The sequence below is a fragment of the Microvirga guangxiensis genome (genome assembly GCF_900102135.1).
GTDB classification, from domain to species: domain Bacteria; phylum Pseudomonadota; class Alphaproteobacteria; order Rhizobiales; family Beijerinckiaceae; genus Microvirga; species Microvirga guangxiensis.
Map to the genome: position 1 here is coordinate 392,095 of NZ_FMVJ01000005.1, position 18,692 is coordinate 410,786.

Here is an 18,692-nt window from a genome sequence, read left to right on the forward strand (position 1 = left end):
GGTGGATCAGGTTTTTTCGAGGACGAGAATGAGCGTCGCAAGGGGTGGAATGGTGAGGCAGAGAGAACAGGGGAGTCCGTGGCTTTCTCTTTTTTCAGCAAGAATGCCGCCAAGATTGCCGACATTGCCGCCGCCATAAATTGAGGCGTCCGTGTTCACCGCCTCGCGGTAGAAGCCTGAAACGGGAACGCCGATCCGGTATCCCTCCCGTGCGACGGGGGTGAAGTTCGAAACGACGATTGCGATGGAATCTTCTTTGTCGCCGCGGCGCAGCCACGCGATGACGCTGTTGTCCCGGTCGTCAGAGACGATCCATTCGAAGCCCTGCCATTCGCAATCTCTTTCGTGCAGGGCGGGAATTGTCCGATAGGCATGATTGAGGTCACGGATAAGCGTCTGAACTCCCTTATGGTAGAGATCACTCAGATGGTGCCAGTCGAGACTGTGGTCATGGTTCCACTCCTGCTCCTGAGCGAACTCGCCACCCATGAACAAGAGTTTCTTGCCAGGGTGCCCCCACATGAATCCGAAATAGGCGCGCAGATTGGCGAAACGCTGCCATTGATCGCCTGGCATCTTCCGGATGAGCGAGCCCTTGCCGTGAACGACCTCGTCATGGCTGAGAGGCAGGATGAAGTTCTCGGAGAAAGCGTAGAGAAGGCCGAAGGTCAGATCATGGTGGTGATGGCAACGGAAAACAGGATCCTTGCTGATGTACCGCAAGGTGTCGTGCATCCATCCCATGTTCCATTTGAAGCCGAAACCCAAGCCCCCTGTATAGGTCGGTTGGGACACACCGGGCCATGCCGTCGATTCTTCTGCGATGGTAACGGCGCCTGGAGCTGAAGCGTAGGCCACTTCGTTCATGCGGCGCAGAAAATCGATAGCACCGAGATTTTCGTTGCCGCCGTAGCGGTTCGGAATCCACTCTCCAGGCTTGCGTGAGTAATCCAGGTAGAGCATCGACGCGACCGCATCAACGCGGAGCCCATCGAGATGATAACGCTCTAGCCAGAAACGGGCATTCGCGACCAGGAATGTGGAAACCTCCTGCCGCTCGTAATTGTAGATGTAGGTGCCCCAATCCTGATGGAAGCCGAGGCGTGGATCGGCGTGTTCGTAAAGATGCGTGCCGTCGAAATAGCTTAGGCCATGCGGATCGTTCGGGAAATGTGCCGGTACCCAATCGAGAATAATGCCGATGCCGGCGGCATGGGCTGCCTCGACGAAGGCCGCAAAATCCTCTGGTGTTCCGAAGCGGCTCGTGGGGGCAAAAAGAGAGATCGGCTGATAGCCCCATGAGCCGTCGAAAGGATATTCAGTAATCGGCAGAAGCTCGATATGCGTGAAGCCGAGATCCTTCACATAAGGAATGAGCCTGACTGCAAGTTCGCGATAGGTGAGATAGCGGTTGCCTTCCTCGGGCACTCGAGCCCAGGAACCGAGATGGCACTCGTAGATCGACATGGGGGCCTTGCGCTGGTTCGTGGCCGCGCGAGACTTCATCCATTCATCGTCCTTCCACTTGAAGGACGGCGCTCCTTTGAGAATTGAAGCAGTGGCCGGAGGGTTCTCGGCTGTGAACGCGATGGGGTCGGCTTTCAAGGCGAGAAGGTTGCCGTGAAGACCTACGATCTCGAACTTGTAGCCCTGCCCCGAAGCAACATCGGGGATGAAAAGCTCCCAGACACCGCCTTCGTGCCGTCGCCGCATGGGATGGCGTCGCCCATCCCAGCTGTTGAACTCGCCGACCACACTCACGCGGCGCGCATTGGGAGCCCAGACAGTAAAGAGAAAACCCTGGATCCCACCGAGGTCGAGATGATGGGCACCTAGCTTCGTATAAACCGCATCGCTGCCAGGGTTGCGCAGATCTATCAGATCGTTGTGGGACAGGAATGTTCCGAAGCTGTAGGGATCGTGGCTTACCTCCGTATGTCCCTGCCTTTCGACCTGCAGGCGGTAATCCGGCCTTTGGTCGGCCTTTATCGTGCCAACGAAGAGGCCTTCCGACAGCCTTCGCTCCATAGAGCTCAGGATTGTCTCTCCATCTCGATCCAGAACCGTCACATGATCAGCGTCGGGAATAATAGCACGAACTTCCCACGTGCCGGGCGCGGTCTCATGAGGACCAAGAACGGAAAAGGGGTCCCCCGAAGCGATGATCTCGGCAATTGATTGCGGCTCGAGTGAACGTTCCGCTAAGTTTCGCGATACACCCCTGCGTTGGGCCATGCTATCCCCTTGATCGTCCTGCCGCCGCCATGGGCGGGTTCGCCAGGCGGCGTTCTTGTTCGTGAGAGAACACGATTATGGGGCGGGCGAATTTCACGACCAGATGAATGAGTGAGAGAAGGGCATCCATCCCTATCGCTTCTCTATGCCTGCTTAAGAACAGCAAAGGGGAAGGGTGACAGGATGGCACTCAGCGGGTGCCCATCGCCACCGCTTTGAATGGAAGATCCTGTTATCACATTCCGCCAGTGGCCTTCAGGTAGAGAGACACTCATGCCAAGCCAGGCTGTTTGATTAAACTGCAATTGCTCTGCTGAAGGCAGGCTGGTCCAGAGTCGAGGCACGATTACAGCGAGTTTCTCGTCCCCATGTCCTCGGAAGAAGGCGACGACCTGAGAAGCACGCTCGCCTTCGACCTGGATGACTTGATAATCCCCTTCGGCATAAAGCCCAGGAGTTTCGGCCCGGTCTCTCATCAACGCCGTAAGGATCTGTTGTTTGATGCGGCCATCATGCCAGTGCGTCAGCAACGCCTCCAGGTCAGGCTCTCCATCAAGGCTTTGAGCGCGAAGTGCATAATCGACAGGGCGCCGGTTGTCCGGGTCGACGAGAGAGAAGTCCCAGAATTCCGTACCTTGATAGATATCAGGTACGCCGGGCAGGGTCATCTTCAACACAGTGCGGGACAGCCCATTGAGCATGCCCAGCACGGCTAGACGCCGGGCAAAGGGGCGAAGCCGATCAAGAATGCTGCTCTTTGGGGAAAGCACGGCTTGCAGGAGATTTTGCGCAGCCTCCTCATAAGCTGCGTTGGGACTGATCCAGCTGGTTTGTCTTTTCGCCTCCCGCAGAGCTTTGGTGACAAAACCTTTCATGCGCTCATGAAAATTCTTCAGCTGAGCGTCATCATCGGCCTCGAGAAGCTCCAGAGGCCAGGCGCCCAAGAGGGCTTGCAGCAGGATCACCTGATCGTTGGCGTCAGGAGCGAGAGTGCCACCGACCTCCGAAAGATGAGGAGAGACGGTCTCCCGCCATAGCCTTAGGATTCCCTCCCATTCCTCCGGCATTTCCGAGAGCGCCAGAAGTCGCGCCCGGGCATCCTCGCCGCGCTTCGTGTCATGGGTGGCCGTTGCGATCATTGAATAAGGCCAATCACGGGCACGCTGAGCATTCGCCTCGTGGAAATCCTGCAACGTGAGACCGAAATGTCCAGGATCGCCACCGACTTCATTCAATGCGATCATGCGGCCATATCGGTAGAACGTCGTATCCTCCAGGCTCTTCGCCATGACTGGCCCGGTCAACTGCTGGAAACGTCGCTTGAACTGTCGGGTATTTGTAAAGTCGGCAATTGCGGATTTACCCAACAGGACGGCTTCGACGAAATCGTGTGTCTTATGATCGGGAAGGGCGCTGGTTTGCTTTGCTGTCTTGATGGTGTCTTCGATCAATTGAACGTCGGCCGGTGCGGCTTCTCTGTCGGTAATATAGCTGCGATAGACCGGGAAAGCGGCGATGATCTCTACCAACGCCTGCCGCAGGGCATAGGTCGTGTAATCGCGCGTATGTCGATTGGCGTCAGCAATTGCCTTGATATCTAAAACCAGAGCCTCTAGCTCACTGGCAAAATTGACCCGGATGATGTCGAACTTAGCCCGTTTCAGGAGCTTATCGTAATCATCGGAAATGTTTGATGCTTCTCGGTAGATGCGCTCGAACGCCTCTTCCGCTGCGTGGTTGGTTAGAACGCCGTCAATCAGGTTGAGCACATCATATCCACTTGTGCCGGCCACCGGCCAAGGGCGTAGTTGCTCTTCAGGCTCAAGTATCTTCTCGACGACGACATAAAAGCCGGGTCCGACTTGTCGTTGCAGCGCGCGAGTGTAACCTTCAGGATCCGCCAGGCCGTCAATATGGTCGATCCGCAGGCCATGGACGCGATTGTCTTTTACCAATTGGGTGATGAGCTTATGAGTGCGCGCGAACACTTCAGGAATTTCCACGCGCATGCCGGCGAGATTGTTGATGTCGAAGAAGCGGCGATAGTTTATATCGCTTGAAGCCGCCCGCCAGTAAGTCAGGCGGTAGGCTTGCGCCTCCAGAAGCCGATGCAGGGCATTGAAGCTATCAGGAACGCCTTGTGTGCCGTTGAGGCTCGCCAGCGCGGCGTCGATAGCTCTTCTGACTGCCGGATGAGCCGCAGCCATTTCCTTCAAACGGCGTTTCAGCCGATCTCCTTCTTCCGGCCAAGACAGATGAGCGTCCGAAGCTGGTTCAGCCAGCGTGCGCAGACGCTCCGTCAGCGTGAGTAGTTCAGTGGTCTTGGCTCCGCCGTTGAAGATCGCCAGAACGGAATCGAGAACCAACGGATAAGTCGAAGGGCAGATAGGGAGCCGGTGCTCCCAATGCCACACGCTGAAGCTCCCTTCATCCGCATCGAACTTCAGTTGTAGCTCGCCGTTTTCCAAGGCCTCGCCATAAGTGCTCCCTAGAACCGGCAGAATGAGCTTGCCACGTGCGCCAGGTCTCTCCCAGTCGATGTCGAAAGCATCGGCCACCGGTGACAGCTTTCCCCACTCCAGAACCGAAAGCCACCAGCCATTCGACTCCCCGCCCACGCCCATATGGTTGGGCACGATGTCGAGCAGGAGCTTCAATCCATGCTCGGCGAGTGTGTCTGATAACCGCCGGAATCCTTCCTCTCCTCCAAGTTCAGGATTGATGGCGGAGTGATCCGTGATGTCATAGCCATGTGTCGAACCTGGAGTGGCCGTGTGGATAGGCGACGAGTAGACATGGCTGATCCCGAGCTTCGCCAGATAGGGAACGATCTTGGCGGCATCGTCGAAGGTGAAGTCCTTATGGAACTGGAGCCGATATGTGGCACGAGGCGGAGCCGAAGCCAGGATGTTCGTTCGGCTGTGAGCATCTCGTCTTTCCTCTGCGAGTGCCGTGGAGAGTTTCGACAGAAGGCTGTTGGAAGACACGATAGATTCAATGGTATTCGAGAGACGTCGACGCCAATTGGGATGTCCATCATCCATCCCAGGCATGTTGGGCTGATTCAGCTCGCCTGACGCATCCTCAATCTGCAAGGCCATGAGGACGCAAGAGGTGCGAGCAAGGTAGCGCACGGTTCCCTCAAGCGGAGGCTCTATCGGAAGATCGGCGGAAGATAGCAAACCCTCTTCCGTCAGAGCTCTAGCGAAGCTCTCCTTATCAATCTGCCGCTTTTCTCGTTCGTCGGATGCTGCCTCAGGATCAAACACGCCCAGTGTCTGACGCAGATCGATGTCGAGACCTCGCCACCAGCCTTTGAAGGTTGGAAGGTCGTGGGTCGTGAGAACGGAAAGAGCTGAGCGTGGATAGTCATTGGGCTTCCTGAAGTCCGACCCTTCGCGCTCGAAAGGCAGAACTCGGTAGCTGAGCACGCCCGATGCCATGATGGCATCGGAAAAACCCTCTGGGGCAGTGCCAAGATCTTCCGCAATCACAAGGCATTGGGCGCGATGACTTTCGACACGCAGAACCGCAAGCATCGCCTCGAAAGGATAATCGACATAAGCCCCCTGTGAGGCAGCGGCACCCGAGGGGATGAGGAAGAGACGCTGAAGTTGAAAAGCATGATCTATGCGGATTGCGCCAGCGTGGCGCATGTTCGCGGCAACCAGATCACGGAAAGCTGCTAGCCCCTGCTCCTCCAAAGTGAGAGGGTTGAAAGGAGGAAGGCCCCAATTCTGCCCCTGTGGCCCGAGAGGATCGGGTGGAGCGCCAATGGCAAGGCGGGGAGCGAACCGCTCAGGTGTCGCCCAGATCTCGGAACCGCCGCCATCGGCTCCGACGGCGAGGTCACGGTAAAGCCCAATCGATAATCCTGCCGCCCTTGCGCGTTTTGCGGCCTCGGCTAATTGCCGATCAGCGAGCCATTGCAGCCAGAGATGAAATTCAATTCGCTCCGCATGCGTGGAGCGAAAACGCTCGACCTCGGAGGAGCGGATATCCTGGTATTCTTCCGGCCAGTCGCCAATCCAGTTGCACCCTTGCTCACGAAAGTGCTCGGATAGAGCTTCGAAGGTAGCATGCGCTTCAAGAGCTTGCCCTCCTGCTTTTCGGAAGGTTTCGAATTCAGGATGTTTGATGGTCTGCTGGACATGGCTCCATAGGGTATCCAGCAATAAACGCTTGATAGCCCACACCTCATGGTAGTCGATAAACTGAGCGTTCTGAAGGTGAATTAAGCGCTTTTGTACGTCAGGCTTCTCCAGAATCTGCTTAGCACCGCTCTCGATGAAGCCCTCGACTACAGTTGGATCAATGAAGGGCGCTTCCAGAAAAAGTCGGGAAGAGGGAGAGTAGGGAGAGATCTTCGTGCGATCGGCTGCGAAAAGGGCATGAACAGGGCTGAGTCCTAGGAAAGATCCGCCCCGTCCGCCGACACCTTCTGCTAGGCGTGCGACATCAGAATAATCGCCGATGCCAAGATCCTGCTCAGATCGCAGCGAGTAAACCTGAGCTACTGCACCCCAAAAACGTTTATCATCCCGAAACGCTTCAGGCTGCCAGCAGCTTTCAGGAGATGCGATCAGAGTGGCTTCCAAATCACCGACTTGGAGAAGGTGATAACCCATAGGCAGGGCAGGGAGCTGCAACGCAGTCTCTCCCTTTGTGAGCATACCTTCATGCTGAGTTCCATCTTCCTCGGTAATTCTCCATTGAGCAGGTCCAAGCTCACCCTGCAGCGGGATCGCGGATAAACTTCCAGAGAGAGCGGTGATGACACTAGGAAGCGGACTGCTCTTCAGCTTCTCCAGTCGAGCAAGGCTCTGCTGCGCTTCAGCTTCTGACCCGGTGCCGAGACCTAATGCGGCCAGAATAGCGTTTCGCGTTTCCTCGCTAGTCTCGATCCTTCTGCCGAAAGCATCTGCATAATTCGGGGAAATCCCGACAAGTCCGGCCATGCGTTCTAGGAGAGCATCCAGCTTGCTCATGCGGATGCCTCTTTCATGATGATTCCATTCCACGGTTTGAGCTGAATAGTACCATTGGCGAGTGCGTGATCCGCATTGGACCAGAGCAATCGTGCGCCGCCACTGCCAATGTCAGATGAAACAGGTTCCTCACCGAAGTTCGCAAGAATGCGAAGGCTTCCTTTCTCGAAGATCCAGACTACATCGAGAATGCTCTGAGACGTGGCATAGCGTGAGCCGCGATACTCGCTCTTGAGCAAAGGCACGATCTCGTCCTTCCTCAGCTGCAGCAAGCGTTTTGTCTCAACTAATGCTTCTCGATGAGGCTGGCGGCTGATCTCTGTCCAATCGAGTTTCGAACGTTCGAAGGTTGCTCTGTCCGTTGGATCGGGAATGTTCTTGGCGGTCTCAGGATCGGAGAAGGCTTTGAAATGCCTGAACTCGCCTCGGCGCCCTTCGCAGACGGCTTTGGCAAGGTCCGGATCCGCCTCGAAATCGACGAAGAATTGGAACGGTGACGATGCAGCCCATTCCTCGCCCATGAATATCAACGGAATATGCGGCGAAAGAAGGAAGACGGACTGCGCCAGTCCAAGACGGTCAGGAGGAATGAGGTGAGAGAGACGCTCACCGAACGCACGGTTCCCGACCTGATCATGATTCTGGAGAAATGATACAAACGCTGCCGGCGGCAGATGTGCCGATGGCTCTCCGCGGATGACGCCAGGTTTGTGAGCAGAAGGGTCGCCTTGATAGGCAAAGCCTTCCGCAAGCGCGCGACCCAGGCGCGCGAGAGGTGCATCAGCATAATCCTCGTAATAGCCTTCGTTTTCGCCGGTCAGCAGAGCGTGCCAGGAATTATGGATGTCATCGGCCCATTGGGCTGTGTGGAAGCGTGGGCGTCCACTGGAGTCCCGCTCAAGCCAGCGCGCCTGATTGGCTTCGTTCTCCAGGACAAGATGGATCCGGCGCCCGGGAAAGTTTTGACGGATGCGCGTAGAAAGCTCTTCGAGAAAATGGAGTTCACTATCGTCGACGATGGCGTGGACTGCATCGAACCGCAATCCGTCGAAGTGATACTCAGCCAGCCAATACAGCGCATTGTGAATGAAGAAGTCGCGGACTGTACTGCTTTCGTTACCATCCACGTTGATCCCCGCGCCCCATGGTGTCGGATGCCGTTCCGTGAAGAAGGATTTCGCATAGGCATGGAGATAATTCCCGGAAGGGCCGAAATGGTTATAGACCACATCGAGGAACATCATCATTCCGAGTTGATGAGCGCGGTCGATGAGACGCTTCAGATCGTCAGGCTCGCCATAGGCGGCATCGGGAGCGTAGGGCAACACCCCGTCATAGCCCCAGTTGCGACGACCGGGAAACTCTCCGATCGGCATTAGCTCGATCGCGGTGATCCCTAGATCGCGCAGTGCTTCGAGTTTAGTCATGAGACCGGCATATGTCCCTTCAGGACTTGCCGTGCCCACGTGCACTTCATAAACAATCGCCTCTTCCCAAGGGCGCCCCGACCAAGATTGATCTCCCCACTCATACGAGTGAGGATCGACTACGCGACTTTGCCCATGCACATCGTCTGGCTGGAAGCGGGAGGCTGGATCGGGCACGATCAGATTCCCGTCGATCTTATATCCGTAGAGGTTTCCGGGCTGAGCTTCTGGGGTTAAGAGGCGATACCAACCATCGCCGCCCCTATCCATAGTATGCTCAGCCCCGTTGAGAACGAGCCTGACGTCCGCTGCCGTCGGCGCCCACAGCGCAAAGCGCACACCTTCACTGGTGACTTCAGCCCCAAAAGGCATCGGGTGAATTCGCCGCATGATATCTCCAAAAGTTCGGGGCACATGCGAACGAGCTTCGCTATGCAAGGTTCCCGAGGGGCCCGAAAAATATAGTCAAGCTTGTGTGGATCTTCTGCATGGTCGAAGACTCAGATGAGTAGATAGGTGAAGCTCGGCAATAGGGCGGCAGAGGGACCGGGTAGCCAAAAATATCCGAAATTTTCTGCGGAACCTTCTCGACCTTTACGCGTTAAAAGCCCGACCTTCTGTAGGCGCGAGGGGTCACTGGGGAGCGCGCCATCGTGGTAACATGTTGGAAACACTTCACTCGGAAGCCGGTGCGGCTTTCGCGACGATTTCACATGCCGATCTGCATTCTGATCGTCGGCCTTCGATTTCAGTAGTACGCAAGCAATCCATCCTTTTCGTCACCTCTGAGATAGCCGATTACATCAAAGCCGGCGGTCTCGGTGAGGTGTCTGCGGCATTGCCCCGCGCACTGCGGCACAGCTACGATGTGCGCATCCTCATACCTGGCTATCGTCAGGTGCTCTCACAGATTGGAGCTGTTGAAGAAATTGCTCGCCTTCCGGCATCCTTCGGAATTCCGGAGTGCGGTCTGGGGCGTGGCACGACCAAGGACGGGCTGACCGTCTACGTACTCTTGTGTCCGGAATTGTATGAGCGCGACGGCTCGCCCTATGTGGATTCCTTCGGGCAGGATTGGAGCGACAATGATATCCGCTTCGCGCGCCTTGGCTTGGCCGCGGCTGACATCGCTTGTGGAAATGGCGATCCGCTGTGGCAAGCAGACCTGCTGCACCTTAATGACTGGCCATCGGGTCTGGCGGCCGCTTATCTCGCATGGCGTGGTCAGCACATCCCGACAATCCTGACCATTCACAATCTTGCTTATCAGGGACTGTTCGAACGCGATCGTCTGCCGAGCCTTGGCATCCCCGATGCTGCGTTTCATATCAACGGTGTTGAATTCTACGGCAAGCTGTCTTTCCTGAAGGCAGGAATCTTCTATGCCTCGCACATCACCACAGTGAGCTCGACATATGCCCAGGAGATCACGCGACCTGAATTCGGCTGCGGTCTCGATGGGCTTTTGCGGACCCGTGCAAGACAGGGCCGCCTGGATGGTATCATCAACGGGATCGATCCGAGCTGGGATCCGAGCAAGGATCCGTATCTGGTCAGCCGGTTTTCCGCAGAAAATTTTCGCGGGAAGCGCGCGAATGCCAACACCGTTCGCAAGAGCTTTGGGCTCGCTCTTTCCAACGGACCTTTGTTCGCTGTCGTGTCGCGCCTCGTCCATCAGAAGGGCGTCGATCTTGCTATTTCCGCAGCTGAAACAATTGTGTCGCAGGGTGGCCAAATCGCGGTTATCGGGCAGGGGGAGGCACGGTTCGAGGCTGAACTTCAAGCCTTGGCTCGGCGCCATCAGGGCTCCGTCGGCGTCAGGATCGGTTACGACGAAGGCGATGCGCGTCGCATGTATGCTGGCAGCGATTTCCTTCTCATGCCATCACGCTTTGAGCCATGCGGCCTGAGCCAAATGTATGCGCAGCGTTTCGGCTCTCTGCCGATTGCCCATAGAACCGGCGGCTTGGCGGATACCATCGAAGACGGCGTCAATGGGTTCCTCTTCGGCGAACCCTGTCTCCATCGGTTTACGGATGCCATCAAGAGAGGGCTTGATGCATTTCGCTCAAGGCCGCGCCTCTCCGCTATGCGGCGAGCAGCAATGAAGAGGCCTCATGGCTGGGATAGTTCCGCTTCCAAGTACAAGGAGGTTTACGAGCGCGCCTGCCAGACTGCAGCTTGGGCCTAACATCTAGGAACTGTAAACAGAGGGCGGGGCCAAGAGAAAGTGTCCCGCTTTAGATATCTGCTAGGCCATCAAGGTTTTGCTAGGTAGCACGAAACCAAGGATGTGCTGATGCGGGTCTTCACCTGCTTTTATGTTCGGCAGATGGTCTATTGCTCGAGTGTATTGAACACACTCATTCTGGCTAAAATTATTCCTGCCAAATTCCGCCGCAATTTGTCGACCGGAATGGACTGCCATTGCGGGCTGCTGGATTGATGCGGTCGCCGTGAATAAGTCTGGCTTTATGCTTTAGGTCGCCCGGATCTTTGGTAATCGGTGATTGATGAGGCGGAATGCTGGAAGGCGTTTGTCCAGACTCTCACGAAATCAACTTCCAATTAGTTTATCGTCCTCCAAGGCTCTAGAGAAGGAGTCTAGGGGCAGCGATACCTGCCTTTCACTGAAGTTTTATTGCATTATCGCACAGGGAGCGTCGGATTCTCCCTCTCAAATGCCTATGGACTTGTCAGTAAGAATACAACATACAGAGCATTAATTTGCATGTATGCAAGCGAAGTGTGCGCCACAGCCTGTGTAACTATGAAACATATTGTGCCAAGTTAGCTAGGTCTGAGAGCGGGTCAAAATCCGTATAAGTCCTATCTGGCGCAGTCGCTGCGTTTCATGGAGATTGAGTTGGGAGCAAGACTGAACTCTCAAGGCGAGGAGCCTAATGTTAGATTCCGAAGGGCATTCTAGAGTTCTTGCAAATATGCGCTTAATAGAAACCATCGGACAACTTGGAACAATGTATCTTATTGCTATCGATGCTTAAGGTGCGGCAAGTTGAAACAGGTAATTATAAAGAATTGATTTTTATCCTGTCCTTGTCGATCAGACAGGGTTTATAACAGGGGGGAGTATTGATGGGGGCGCCTGCGCGCATCGGCCTAGTCGCCGATGATGATGCGTATTTTAGGATGGCTGCCGGGGCTATCTTGAGCCGGCAATTCGGCTTCTCGACAATCATAGAAGCCGGTTCTTTTGATGAGGCGCTCGAGCGATTAGGGGAGAATTCCCATATCGATATCGCCTTGTTCGATCTTTCCATGCCTGGAATGAGAACGCCTACCAACTTGCGCGCAGTTCGAGAGTGCTTTCCCAGCGCCAAGGTGGGGGTGATTTCCGCATCAAGCAACCGTCGCAACATTCTTCTCGCTCTGGAAGCGGGTGTGCATGGTTACATGCTCAAGAGCCTGAGCATCACTGATCTTGCTGCGGCTCTTCAGACGATCTTCAATGGCGGGATCTATGTCCCTCCATGCTTGGCCGATATCTCCTCTGCAGTCGAAACCTCCGATGAAGAAACGAGCAGGTTCCTCGTTGAAAAGGCGGAGCCTTCTTCTGCTCATGTTACAGAACCTATGGAGGCGTCAAGCCCGTTAACCCCGCGACAACGGGATGTCCTCGATCTGCTCGTAAAAGGAAAGACGAATAAGGAAATCGCGCTGGCTCTAGGATTGGGCGAGGGGACGGTGAAAATCCATATGGCGGCAATCTTTCGGTATTTCGGCGTCAACAATCGTGCTGCAGCTGCCGTGGCTGGCGCGCGCCCTTACCCTAATCGCAGTCGTAACCTGATGAGCAGCACATAGCCCCCATCAAGGTATGTGATGACGGTGATTGGAGTAAACTGACATGATGCGTGCGGGCGCGAGGTTCCTTAAGCTGCCTCGAGATAGCCTGATCTGGCGTTTCCTTCTGATTGGCATCGCCGCTTTGGCGCCTTTGAGCGCAGCCCTCGTGCAGTTCGCGAGCGATGAGCGCAAGCTCGCTATCGAAGCCACGCGTGAGAGAGCCGATATCCTCATCACATATGCTGTCGAACGGCAAAGCCGCGCAATCGAGGAAGCCGAGGGAATCCTGCATCATCTCAGCGAGACGCCGGCTTTACGAGCTGGAGGTCCCGAATGCGTCAGCGCGGTTCAGCGGCATTTCGGCATGTATCGGTGGATGACATCGCTGCGCGTAACGGATCTCCAGGGGAATGAGATCTGTGGCGCGCATGCCCAGGATCAAGCCGCGGATGCTCTCAGGCGAGACCTCCTCGCACGTGTCCTTAAGGGTGAGGCATTTGCCTTGAGCGAGTTGAGCGCCAGTGCCGTCACAGGGGAGGTCAGGTTAACTGCTGCCATGCCGGTGCTCGATGGGGGACAGATTGCTGCGGTGGTTTCCGCAGAGATCGATCCAGGAATTTTGGATGAGCGCTCCGTTAAGGAACTGAACTCGAACCTTGACGTCAATATGCTCGTCATTGACCGCAACGGATCGCTTGTCGCGCATCACCCGCCTAGAAATGAGCTGGTTGGCCGTAATTTGCAGAGCCATGAGGTGGTCAGCAAGGCTCTAGGCGGAATTCAAGGTGGCTCTGAACTGGATGACCTCTCAGGTGTGCCGCGCCTGTTCGTATTCAGGATGCTGCCAGGAACGGACGCCATTCTAGCCGTGGGCCTGAGCAGGGCATCGGTGATCGGGCCAATCGATGAGGCGCTGCGCTACCGGCTGTTCCTGATCCTTGTCATTATAGGCGGATCCTTGCTGTTGGGCATGCTGGGCGTCGAGGGACTCATTCTACGGCCCTTGCGTGGTCTGGTGCAGACAGCGGAGGCGCTCGAACATGGGGACTTCAACGTAAGCTCGTCCTATAAGGGATCCGGCGAGGTTCGCATCCTGGAACGCGCTTTCAACCGCATGGCGAAGGCTGTCGCGGATCGAGAGAAAGAGCTGACTGCGGCCAAGGACTTGGCCGAGAGGGCTCTAGGCCAAGCCAATATCGCGAGCCAGGCAAAGACGAACTTCCTTGCCTCCATGAGCCATGAGATCCGAACTCCCTTGAATGGCATCATCGGCTACACTGAGCAGCTTCTCGATGAGAGGCTCAGCACGAAGCAGAGGCGTTATGCGGATCTGATCCAGGTTTCAGCCTCCGCGCTTCTGACAGTTGCAAACGACATCCTCGACTTCTCCAGCATCGAGGCCGACCAGATTGCATTGCAGATCGAGCCGTTCTCGCTGATTTCTCTCGTCGACAATACGGTCTCCATCGTTACGAGCGGCGCAGGCAAGAAGGGCGTTCCAATTCGGATCGCGTGGGGCCAGAACATTCCCAAGATCGTTCTGGGCGATCAAGCACGGCTGCGGCAGGTGCTTCTGAACCTTCTGAACAACGCCGTGAAATTCACGCGAGAAGGTCACATCATCACGAGGATCGATTGTAAGGGCGCAACTCCATCAGGGGAGCTAATCCGGATCTCTATCAGCGATACCGGCATCGGTATCGCGCCGGAGCAGCATAGCCGTCTGTTCAAGCGCTTTTCTCAGGGTGATCCCTCCATTCGCCGGGAGTTTGGCGGTACCGGACTAGGACTTGCCATTTCCAAGCGCCTTGTGGAGCTGATGGGAGGACAGATAGGGGTAGAGAGCGAGTTCGGGAAGGGCTCAACCTTCTGGATAGAACTGGTTCTGCCGCATGGGGAAATGCCGGTATCGCAATCGACACCGGCGGATATTCCGCTGACGACGAAGCAAGCTCGCGTTCTCATCGTGGAAGATGTGGATATCAACCGCGAGTTGGCGCAGACCTTGCTCGAAGCCGCAGGCCACACTGTGGATGTCGTCTCCAATGGCGAAGAAGCCATCGCGAGCATCAAAAGCCGATCATACGATCTCGTGCTGATGGATATTCAGATGCCGGGTATGGATGGCCTGACCGCCATACGTGCCATACGCGCGCTCGACCATCCATGCCGTAATGTCTTCGTCGCTGCGATGACCGCGAACGTTCTGCCGCAGCAGGTCCGTGACTGCCTGCAATCAGGATTCAATGATCATATCGGGAAGCCGATCCGGCGGGACGATCTGCTGCGAAAGATGAGCGAATGGCTTCCTTGCGCGGAAAACCACGTCGCTCCGGAAGCGAGCCCTTCCGACGGACATTTCTTTCAAGAGAAGCATTTCGCCGATTTTCGCGATACCATCGGCGCGGAAGGAATTTCGCATTGGCTTCGGCGGCTCGATGAGCAGCTGAGGGCAACCTTTGCTTCTCAAGATTTCATGAGTTTGGAGCGCCGGGAAATCGCGAAGACGGCTCATGCGATCACATCACAAGCCGCTCTTCTGGGTTTCTCTGAGCTTGCAGAATTGTGTACTGCTCTCGAAAGGGAATGCGAAACCGGCGGCGATATATCCATGGCATTGAAGAGGGCATGTGAAGCGGCACGTGCTGCGCGGGATGTGATAGCCAGCTTGGACGAGGCTATGCCTGCATAGCGCACGTGGCCTAGGCCATTCAGGCGAATGGAACCTTATCCTGAAATGGGCCAATCTGCCTGCTAACCTAGGCTGGCTTTAGGCGTGTAAGAGCCCCTGGAGCCGCCCAAGGAGAGCATGTGAATGATGTCGCTACTCCAATCCCGAATGAATAGATCAGATGTCGTGCTGCGGATGCGCAAGCTCTGGAAAGAGGAGGGCGGTGCGACGGCAGTTGCCATGGGGATCATGTCGCCGGTGATCATCGGAGGAATGGCTCTGGGAGGCGAGACTGGGTATTGGTACTATACGCAGCGAAAGCTGCAGCATGCAGCGGACGTGGCCGCGCATGCATCCACCGTTCGCAAGAGAGTCGGGGAAGATGGGGCCCTTCTAAAGCAGGCAGCTGTTCAGGTGGCATCGGCCTCTGGCTTTATGCCTGTCATGTCCGATGCGGATCCGGCGTCCGGGACAACCCATTTTTCGGCAGTGAACATGACTGTAAATAACCCTCCGCTTGCCGGCGGATCGGTTGGCGACAACAACGCTGTGGAGGTCATTCTTTCCGAGACAAAGCCACGGCTTCTGTCTTCGATCTTCTCCGATGCTCCTATCGAGATCAGGGCGCGTGCGGTCGCCAAGCTCATCGGAGGTTCTCCTGCCTGCGTGGTCGCTCTTTCTGTGACAAAATCGAGGGCCGTTGAAGTGTCCGGCAACACCAGCGTGACACTCAACGATTGCAGCGTTGTCTCGAACTCCATTCAGTCCGACGCCTATTACATGCCAAACTCTACAGCAGATCTCACTGCTGATTGCATCAGCACGGTAGGCGGATCTTCGGTCAAGAACCCATCCCCCAGTCTGCTGGACCTAAAAGTTTGCACCAGTGTGCAGGAGAATGCTCCCCCAGCCGCTGATCCTTATGCAGATGTCCCTGAGCCATCCGTCTCGGGTTATACATGCCAGAACAGGACCGTATCCGGGTCGATCCTCCCGAAGGAGAACCCACATCCGGTCTATGGCGCATATTCAGTCTTCTGTGATGGGATCGAGGTTGCGTCCAACGCAACTGCCACCTTCGGGCCAGGGCTCTATATCATCACCGGCGGCAATATGAAGGTGAACAACAAGGCCACACTGAAGTCGAACGGCGCAACCTTCTTCTTCGCTAATAACACGACTGCCGAAATTTCTGGTTCCGCCGATCTTGACCTGACTGCTCCAACCGCCGGACCGTATTCGGGTCTCGTGTTCTTTGGTGCGAGTTGCGAGGACTCGCCGCTTGAATGCGGCGAGGTCTTCAGGATCAACGGCAACTCAAGTACCACGAGCATCAAAGGTGCGGTCTACCTGCCGGGCTCACGGATCGAGTTTCTTGGGACAACGAGGGCTGAGTCGAGCTGCCTCCAGATCATCGCCGATGCGGTCACCTTTACGGGCAACTCAAGAATTGAGATGGGAGCCGCCTGCGCAGGGGCTGGGACAAAGACTGTTTTGACGGGCCAGATCGTGCAACTTGTCGAGTAAGAGGCCGAGTTTGCGGCCAGTCCCTAGTGGACTAGGCCTTCCTACAGACAGCCATAGGTTTCATCAGAGGTTTGCTATCCGGATAGCCGCCGGTGTGATGATGACGGCGAAGAGAACCGGCAGGAAGAATAGGATCATCGGAACCGTGAGCTTGGGCGGCAGGGCCGCGGCTTTTTTCTCCGCTTCGTTCATACGCATGTCCCGGTTCTCCTGCGCAAGCACGCGCAGAGAATGCGCCAGAGGGGTGCCGTATTTTTCCGACTGGATAAGGCTGGTCACAACTCCTTTGACCCCATCGAGGCCGGTGCGTTCCGCCAGGTTCTCGTAAGCCTTTCGACGATCCTGCAAATATGACAGCTCGGCTGTCGTCAGGCTGAGCTCCTCGGAAAGCTCGACGCATTGAGCGCCGATTTCATCTGAAACCTTGCGCAATGCGCTCTCGACACTCATGCCGCACTCGACGCAAATCAACAGAAGATCAAGCGCGTCCGGCCAAGATCTGCGGATGGCTTCCTGCCTCTTTTTGATTTTGTTCGAAATATAAAGTTGCGGCGCAAAGTAGCCAAGCCATGCCGCAGCGACGGCAATGCCCAGTTTCACGAAGAGCGGGTGCTGGAGACGAAGAACGATGAAGACATATAGGATAGCGAATAAAAACATTGCGATAGGCGCGATCGCGCGTACCGCCAGAAAGGTGACGACGGGACTCTGGCCACGATAGCCTGCCATTCGCAGTTTTTGGGCAAGATCGCCGTCCTCGACGCGCTTGGCGAGATCGAACCTTTCTACGATATCCTTGAATAGCTTCTTAGGTTCGCTGCGAAGGGAAGGCGTCTTGGCTTTGGCATTGAGACGGGCACGCTCCCGCGCTCTGATCCGTTCGCGCTCATTCGCCATCTGGACCATGCGAGCGCTCAATTGGTCTCGAGCAAAGTAAGGCCAGGAAACAACGAGGATAGCCCCGCAGACGGAGATGGCGGCAGAGAAGGCGATGATCAAGTCGGGATTCGGCAGGAGGGCAGCAGGGTTCATGGCATGCCTCAGAAATCGAAGTTGATCATCTTGCGCATGACGAGACAGCCGACCAGCATCCAGAAGCCGGAAACGGCAAGTGTGATGTTGCCAACGGTCGTGGAGAAAAGAAGGCTGATATAATCCGGCGACGTAAGATAGATCAGGGTTGCAACGACCACCGGGAGACTGCCGATGATGCCTGCGGAAGCCTTTGCCTCCGAGCTCACGGCCTTGATCTTGGCCTTCATCTTCTTGCGCTCGCGAAGCACCTTGGAAAGATTCGATAGGGCTTCCGACAGGCTGCCGCCCGTCCTGCTCTGCAGGGAAATGACAATGGCGAAGAAGTTCGCCTCCGGAAGAGGAATACGCTCGGCGAGCTTCTGAACCGATTCATCCAACGGTAGACCTAGCGTTTGATCCTCGATGATCGTGCGGAACTCGCTTCTGACAGGTTCCTGTGCTTCCAGAGAGATGATGCGCAGGCAATCCACAAGAGGGAGACCTGCCTTGACGCCGCGTACGATCACGTCGACGGCATTCGGGAACTCCATCGAGAAACTCTTGAAACGACTGCTCCTCTTTCCATTCACGTAGAGGTAGGGGATCAGCAGAGCACCAGTCAGTCCGAAGGCGGCAGAAGAGAATGGGCCAAGCCCGAAAACGATTAAGGACGCCACGAAGGATAGTGATCCTGCAATGATGCAAATTAAATAATAGGTTTTCAGAGGCCAGTTCAGGCCGGCCTGCCGAATTCGTGCGGATAGCGTGAGCTTGGAAGTCTTCTTGATCTTCTGCTTATCCTCAAGATCGCGCAGTGTCACATCGACAGCCTTACGCCGTTTGGCTTCATCATTCTCTGCCGAGCGGTTGACGGATGGGCCGGACGAAGCAATGGCTGCGAAACGCTTGTAGCTGTCCGAGCGGCGCTCGAAATAGGAATAGAAGAGAGTAATGACTACGCCACCGGCGCAGAAGGTCACGAGCAAGGCGATGTAGACGGGAATAAGTTCGGGGATGAGCATA

Annotated in this window: 9 protein-coding genes; 4 read left to right on the forward strand and 5 right to left on the reverse strand. The window is 55.9% G+C overall.

All coding sequences use genetic code 11. The features are described from left to right. Positions 1-6: 6 nt before the first annotated feature. The 3 genes from glgB to treZ all read right to left on the reverse strand — a co-directional run bounded on the left by glgB (position 7) and on the right by treZ (position 9,040). Entirely contained in the window at positions 7-2,235 is a 2,229-nt protein-coding gene (glgB, locus tag BLP10_RS10655) for a 1,4-alpha-glucan branching protein GlgB (RefSeq protein ID WP_091134129.1), read from the reverse strand. Positions 2,236-2,378: 143 nt separating this feature from the next. Then, positions 2,379-7,223 carry a malto-oligosyltrehalose synthase gene (gene treY, locus BLP10_RS10660; RefSeq protein ID WP_175493870.1) on the reverse strand — a complete coding sequence of 1,615 codons (4,845 nt, stop codon included), beginning with the start codon at positions 7,221-7,223 and terminating at the stop codon, positions 2,379-2,381. After that, positions 7,220-9,040 (reverse strand): malto-oligosyltrehalose trehalohydrolase, encoded by a 1,821-nt coding sequence (treZ, locus tag BLP10_RS10665; protein WP_091134131.1) that lies wholly within the window; start codon positions 9,038-9,040, stop codon positions 7,220-7,222. Before treZ ends, treY begins: the two co-directional genes overlap by 4 nt. A 271-nt stretch (positions 9,041-9,311) precedes the next feature. On the opposite strand from treZ, the gene glgA reads away from it, so the two are divergent. The 4 genes from glgA (at position 9,312) to BLP10_RS10685 (ending at position 16,655) form a co-directional block, all read left to right on the forward strand. After that, complete coding sequence (gene glgA / locus BLP10_RS10670; protein WP_091134134.1) at positions 9,312-10,841, forward strand: glycogen synthase GlgA; 1,530 nt, start codon at positions 9,312-9,314, stop codon at positions 10,839-10,841. A 905-nt stretch (positions 10,842-11,746) separates the two neighbouring features. Next, complete coding sequence (locus tag BLP10_RS10675; RefSeq protein ID WP_091134135.1) at positions 11,747-12,475, forward strand: LuxR C-terminal-related transcriptional regulator; 729 nt, start codon at positions 11,747-11,749, stop codon at positions 12,473-12,475. A 43-nt stretch (positions 12,476-12,518) separates the two neighbouring features. Beyond that, positions 12,519-15,149 (forward strand): hybrid sensor histidine kinase/response regulator, encoded by a 2,631-nt coding sequence (locus tag BLP10_RS10680; protein ID WP_091134138.1) that lies wholly within the window; start codon positions 12,519-12,521, stop codon positions 15,147-15,149. 147 nt (positions 15,150-15,296) lie between these two features. Continuing rightward, the gene (locus BLP10_RS10685; RefSeq protein ID WP_175493871.1) at positions 15,297-16,655 is read left to right on the forward strand and encodes a pilus assembly protein TadG-related protein; all 1,359 of its coding nucleotides are present in this window, start codon (positions 15,297-15,299) and stop codon (positions 16,653-16,655) included. Between the two features lie 63 nt (positions 16,656-16,718). Here BLP10_RS10685 and BLP10_RS10690 read toward each other — a convergent pair whose 3' ends face one another. Together BLP10_RS10690 and BLP10_RS10695 are read right to left on the reverse strand one after the other, a co-directional pair. Beyond that, complete coding sequence (locus BLP10_RS10690; protein ID WP_091134142.1) at positions 16,719-17,687, reverse strand: type II secretion system F family protein; 969 nt, start codon at positions 17,685-17,687, stop codon at positions 16,719-16,721. A gap of 8 nt (positions 17,688-17,695) precedes the next feature. Next, on the reverse strand, positions 17,696-18,691 hold the full coding sequence (locus BLP10_RS10695) for a type II secretion system F family protein (protein ID WP_091134144.1): 996 nt from the start codon (positions 18,689-18,691) through the stop codon (positions 17,696-17,698). Position 18,692 lies beyond the last annotated feature (1 nt).

Bases quoted from the DNA above. Each gene is read 5' to 3' on its own strand.
- glgB (WP_091134129.1), bottom strand. From the start codon at position 2,235: ATGGCCCAACGCAGGGGTGTATCGCGAAACTTAGCGGAACGTTCACTC.
- BLP10_RS10690 (WP_091134142.1), bottom strand. From the start codon at position 17,687: ATGAACCCTGCTGCCCTCCTGCCGAATCCCGACTTGATCATCGCCTTC.
- BLP10_RS10680 (WP_091134138.1), top strand. From the start codon at position 12,519: ATGATGCGTGCGGGCGCGAGGTTCCTTAAGCTGCCTCGAGATAGCCTG.
- treZ (WP_091134131.1), bottom strand. From the start codon at position 9,040: ATGCGGCGAATTCACCCGATGCCTTTTGGGGCTGAAGTCACCAGTGAA.
- BLP10_RS10675 (WP_091134135.1), top strand. From the start codon at position 11,747: ATGGGGGCGCCTGCGCGCATCGGCCTAGTCGCCGATGATGATGCGTAT.
- BLP10_RS10695 (WP_091134144.1), bottom strand. From the start codon at position 18,691: ATGCTCATCCCCGAACTTATTCCCGTCTACATCGCCTTGCTCGTGACC.
- glgA (WP_091134134.1), top strand. From the start codon at position 9,312: ATGTTGGAAACACTTCACTCGGAAGCCGGTGCGGCTTTCGCGACGATT.
- treY (WP_175493870.1), bottom strand. From the start codon at position 7,223: ATGAGCAAGCTGGATGCTCTCCTAGAACGCATGGCCGGACTTGTCGGG.
- BLP10_RS10685 (WP_175493871.1), top strand. From the start codon at position 15,297: ATGAATAGATCAGATGTCGTGCTGCGGATGCGCAAGCTCTGGAAAGAG.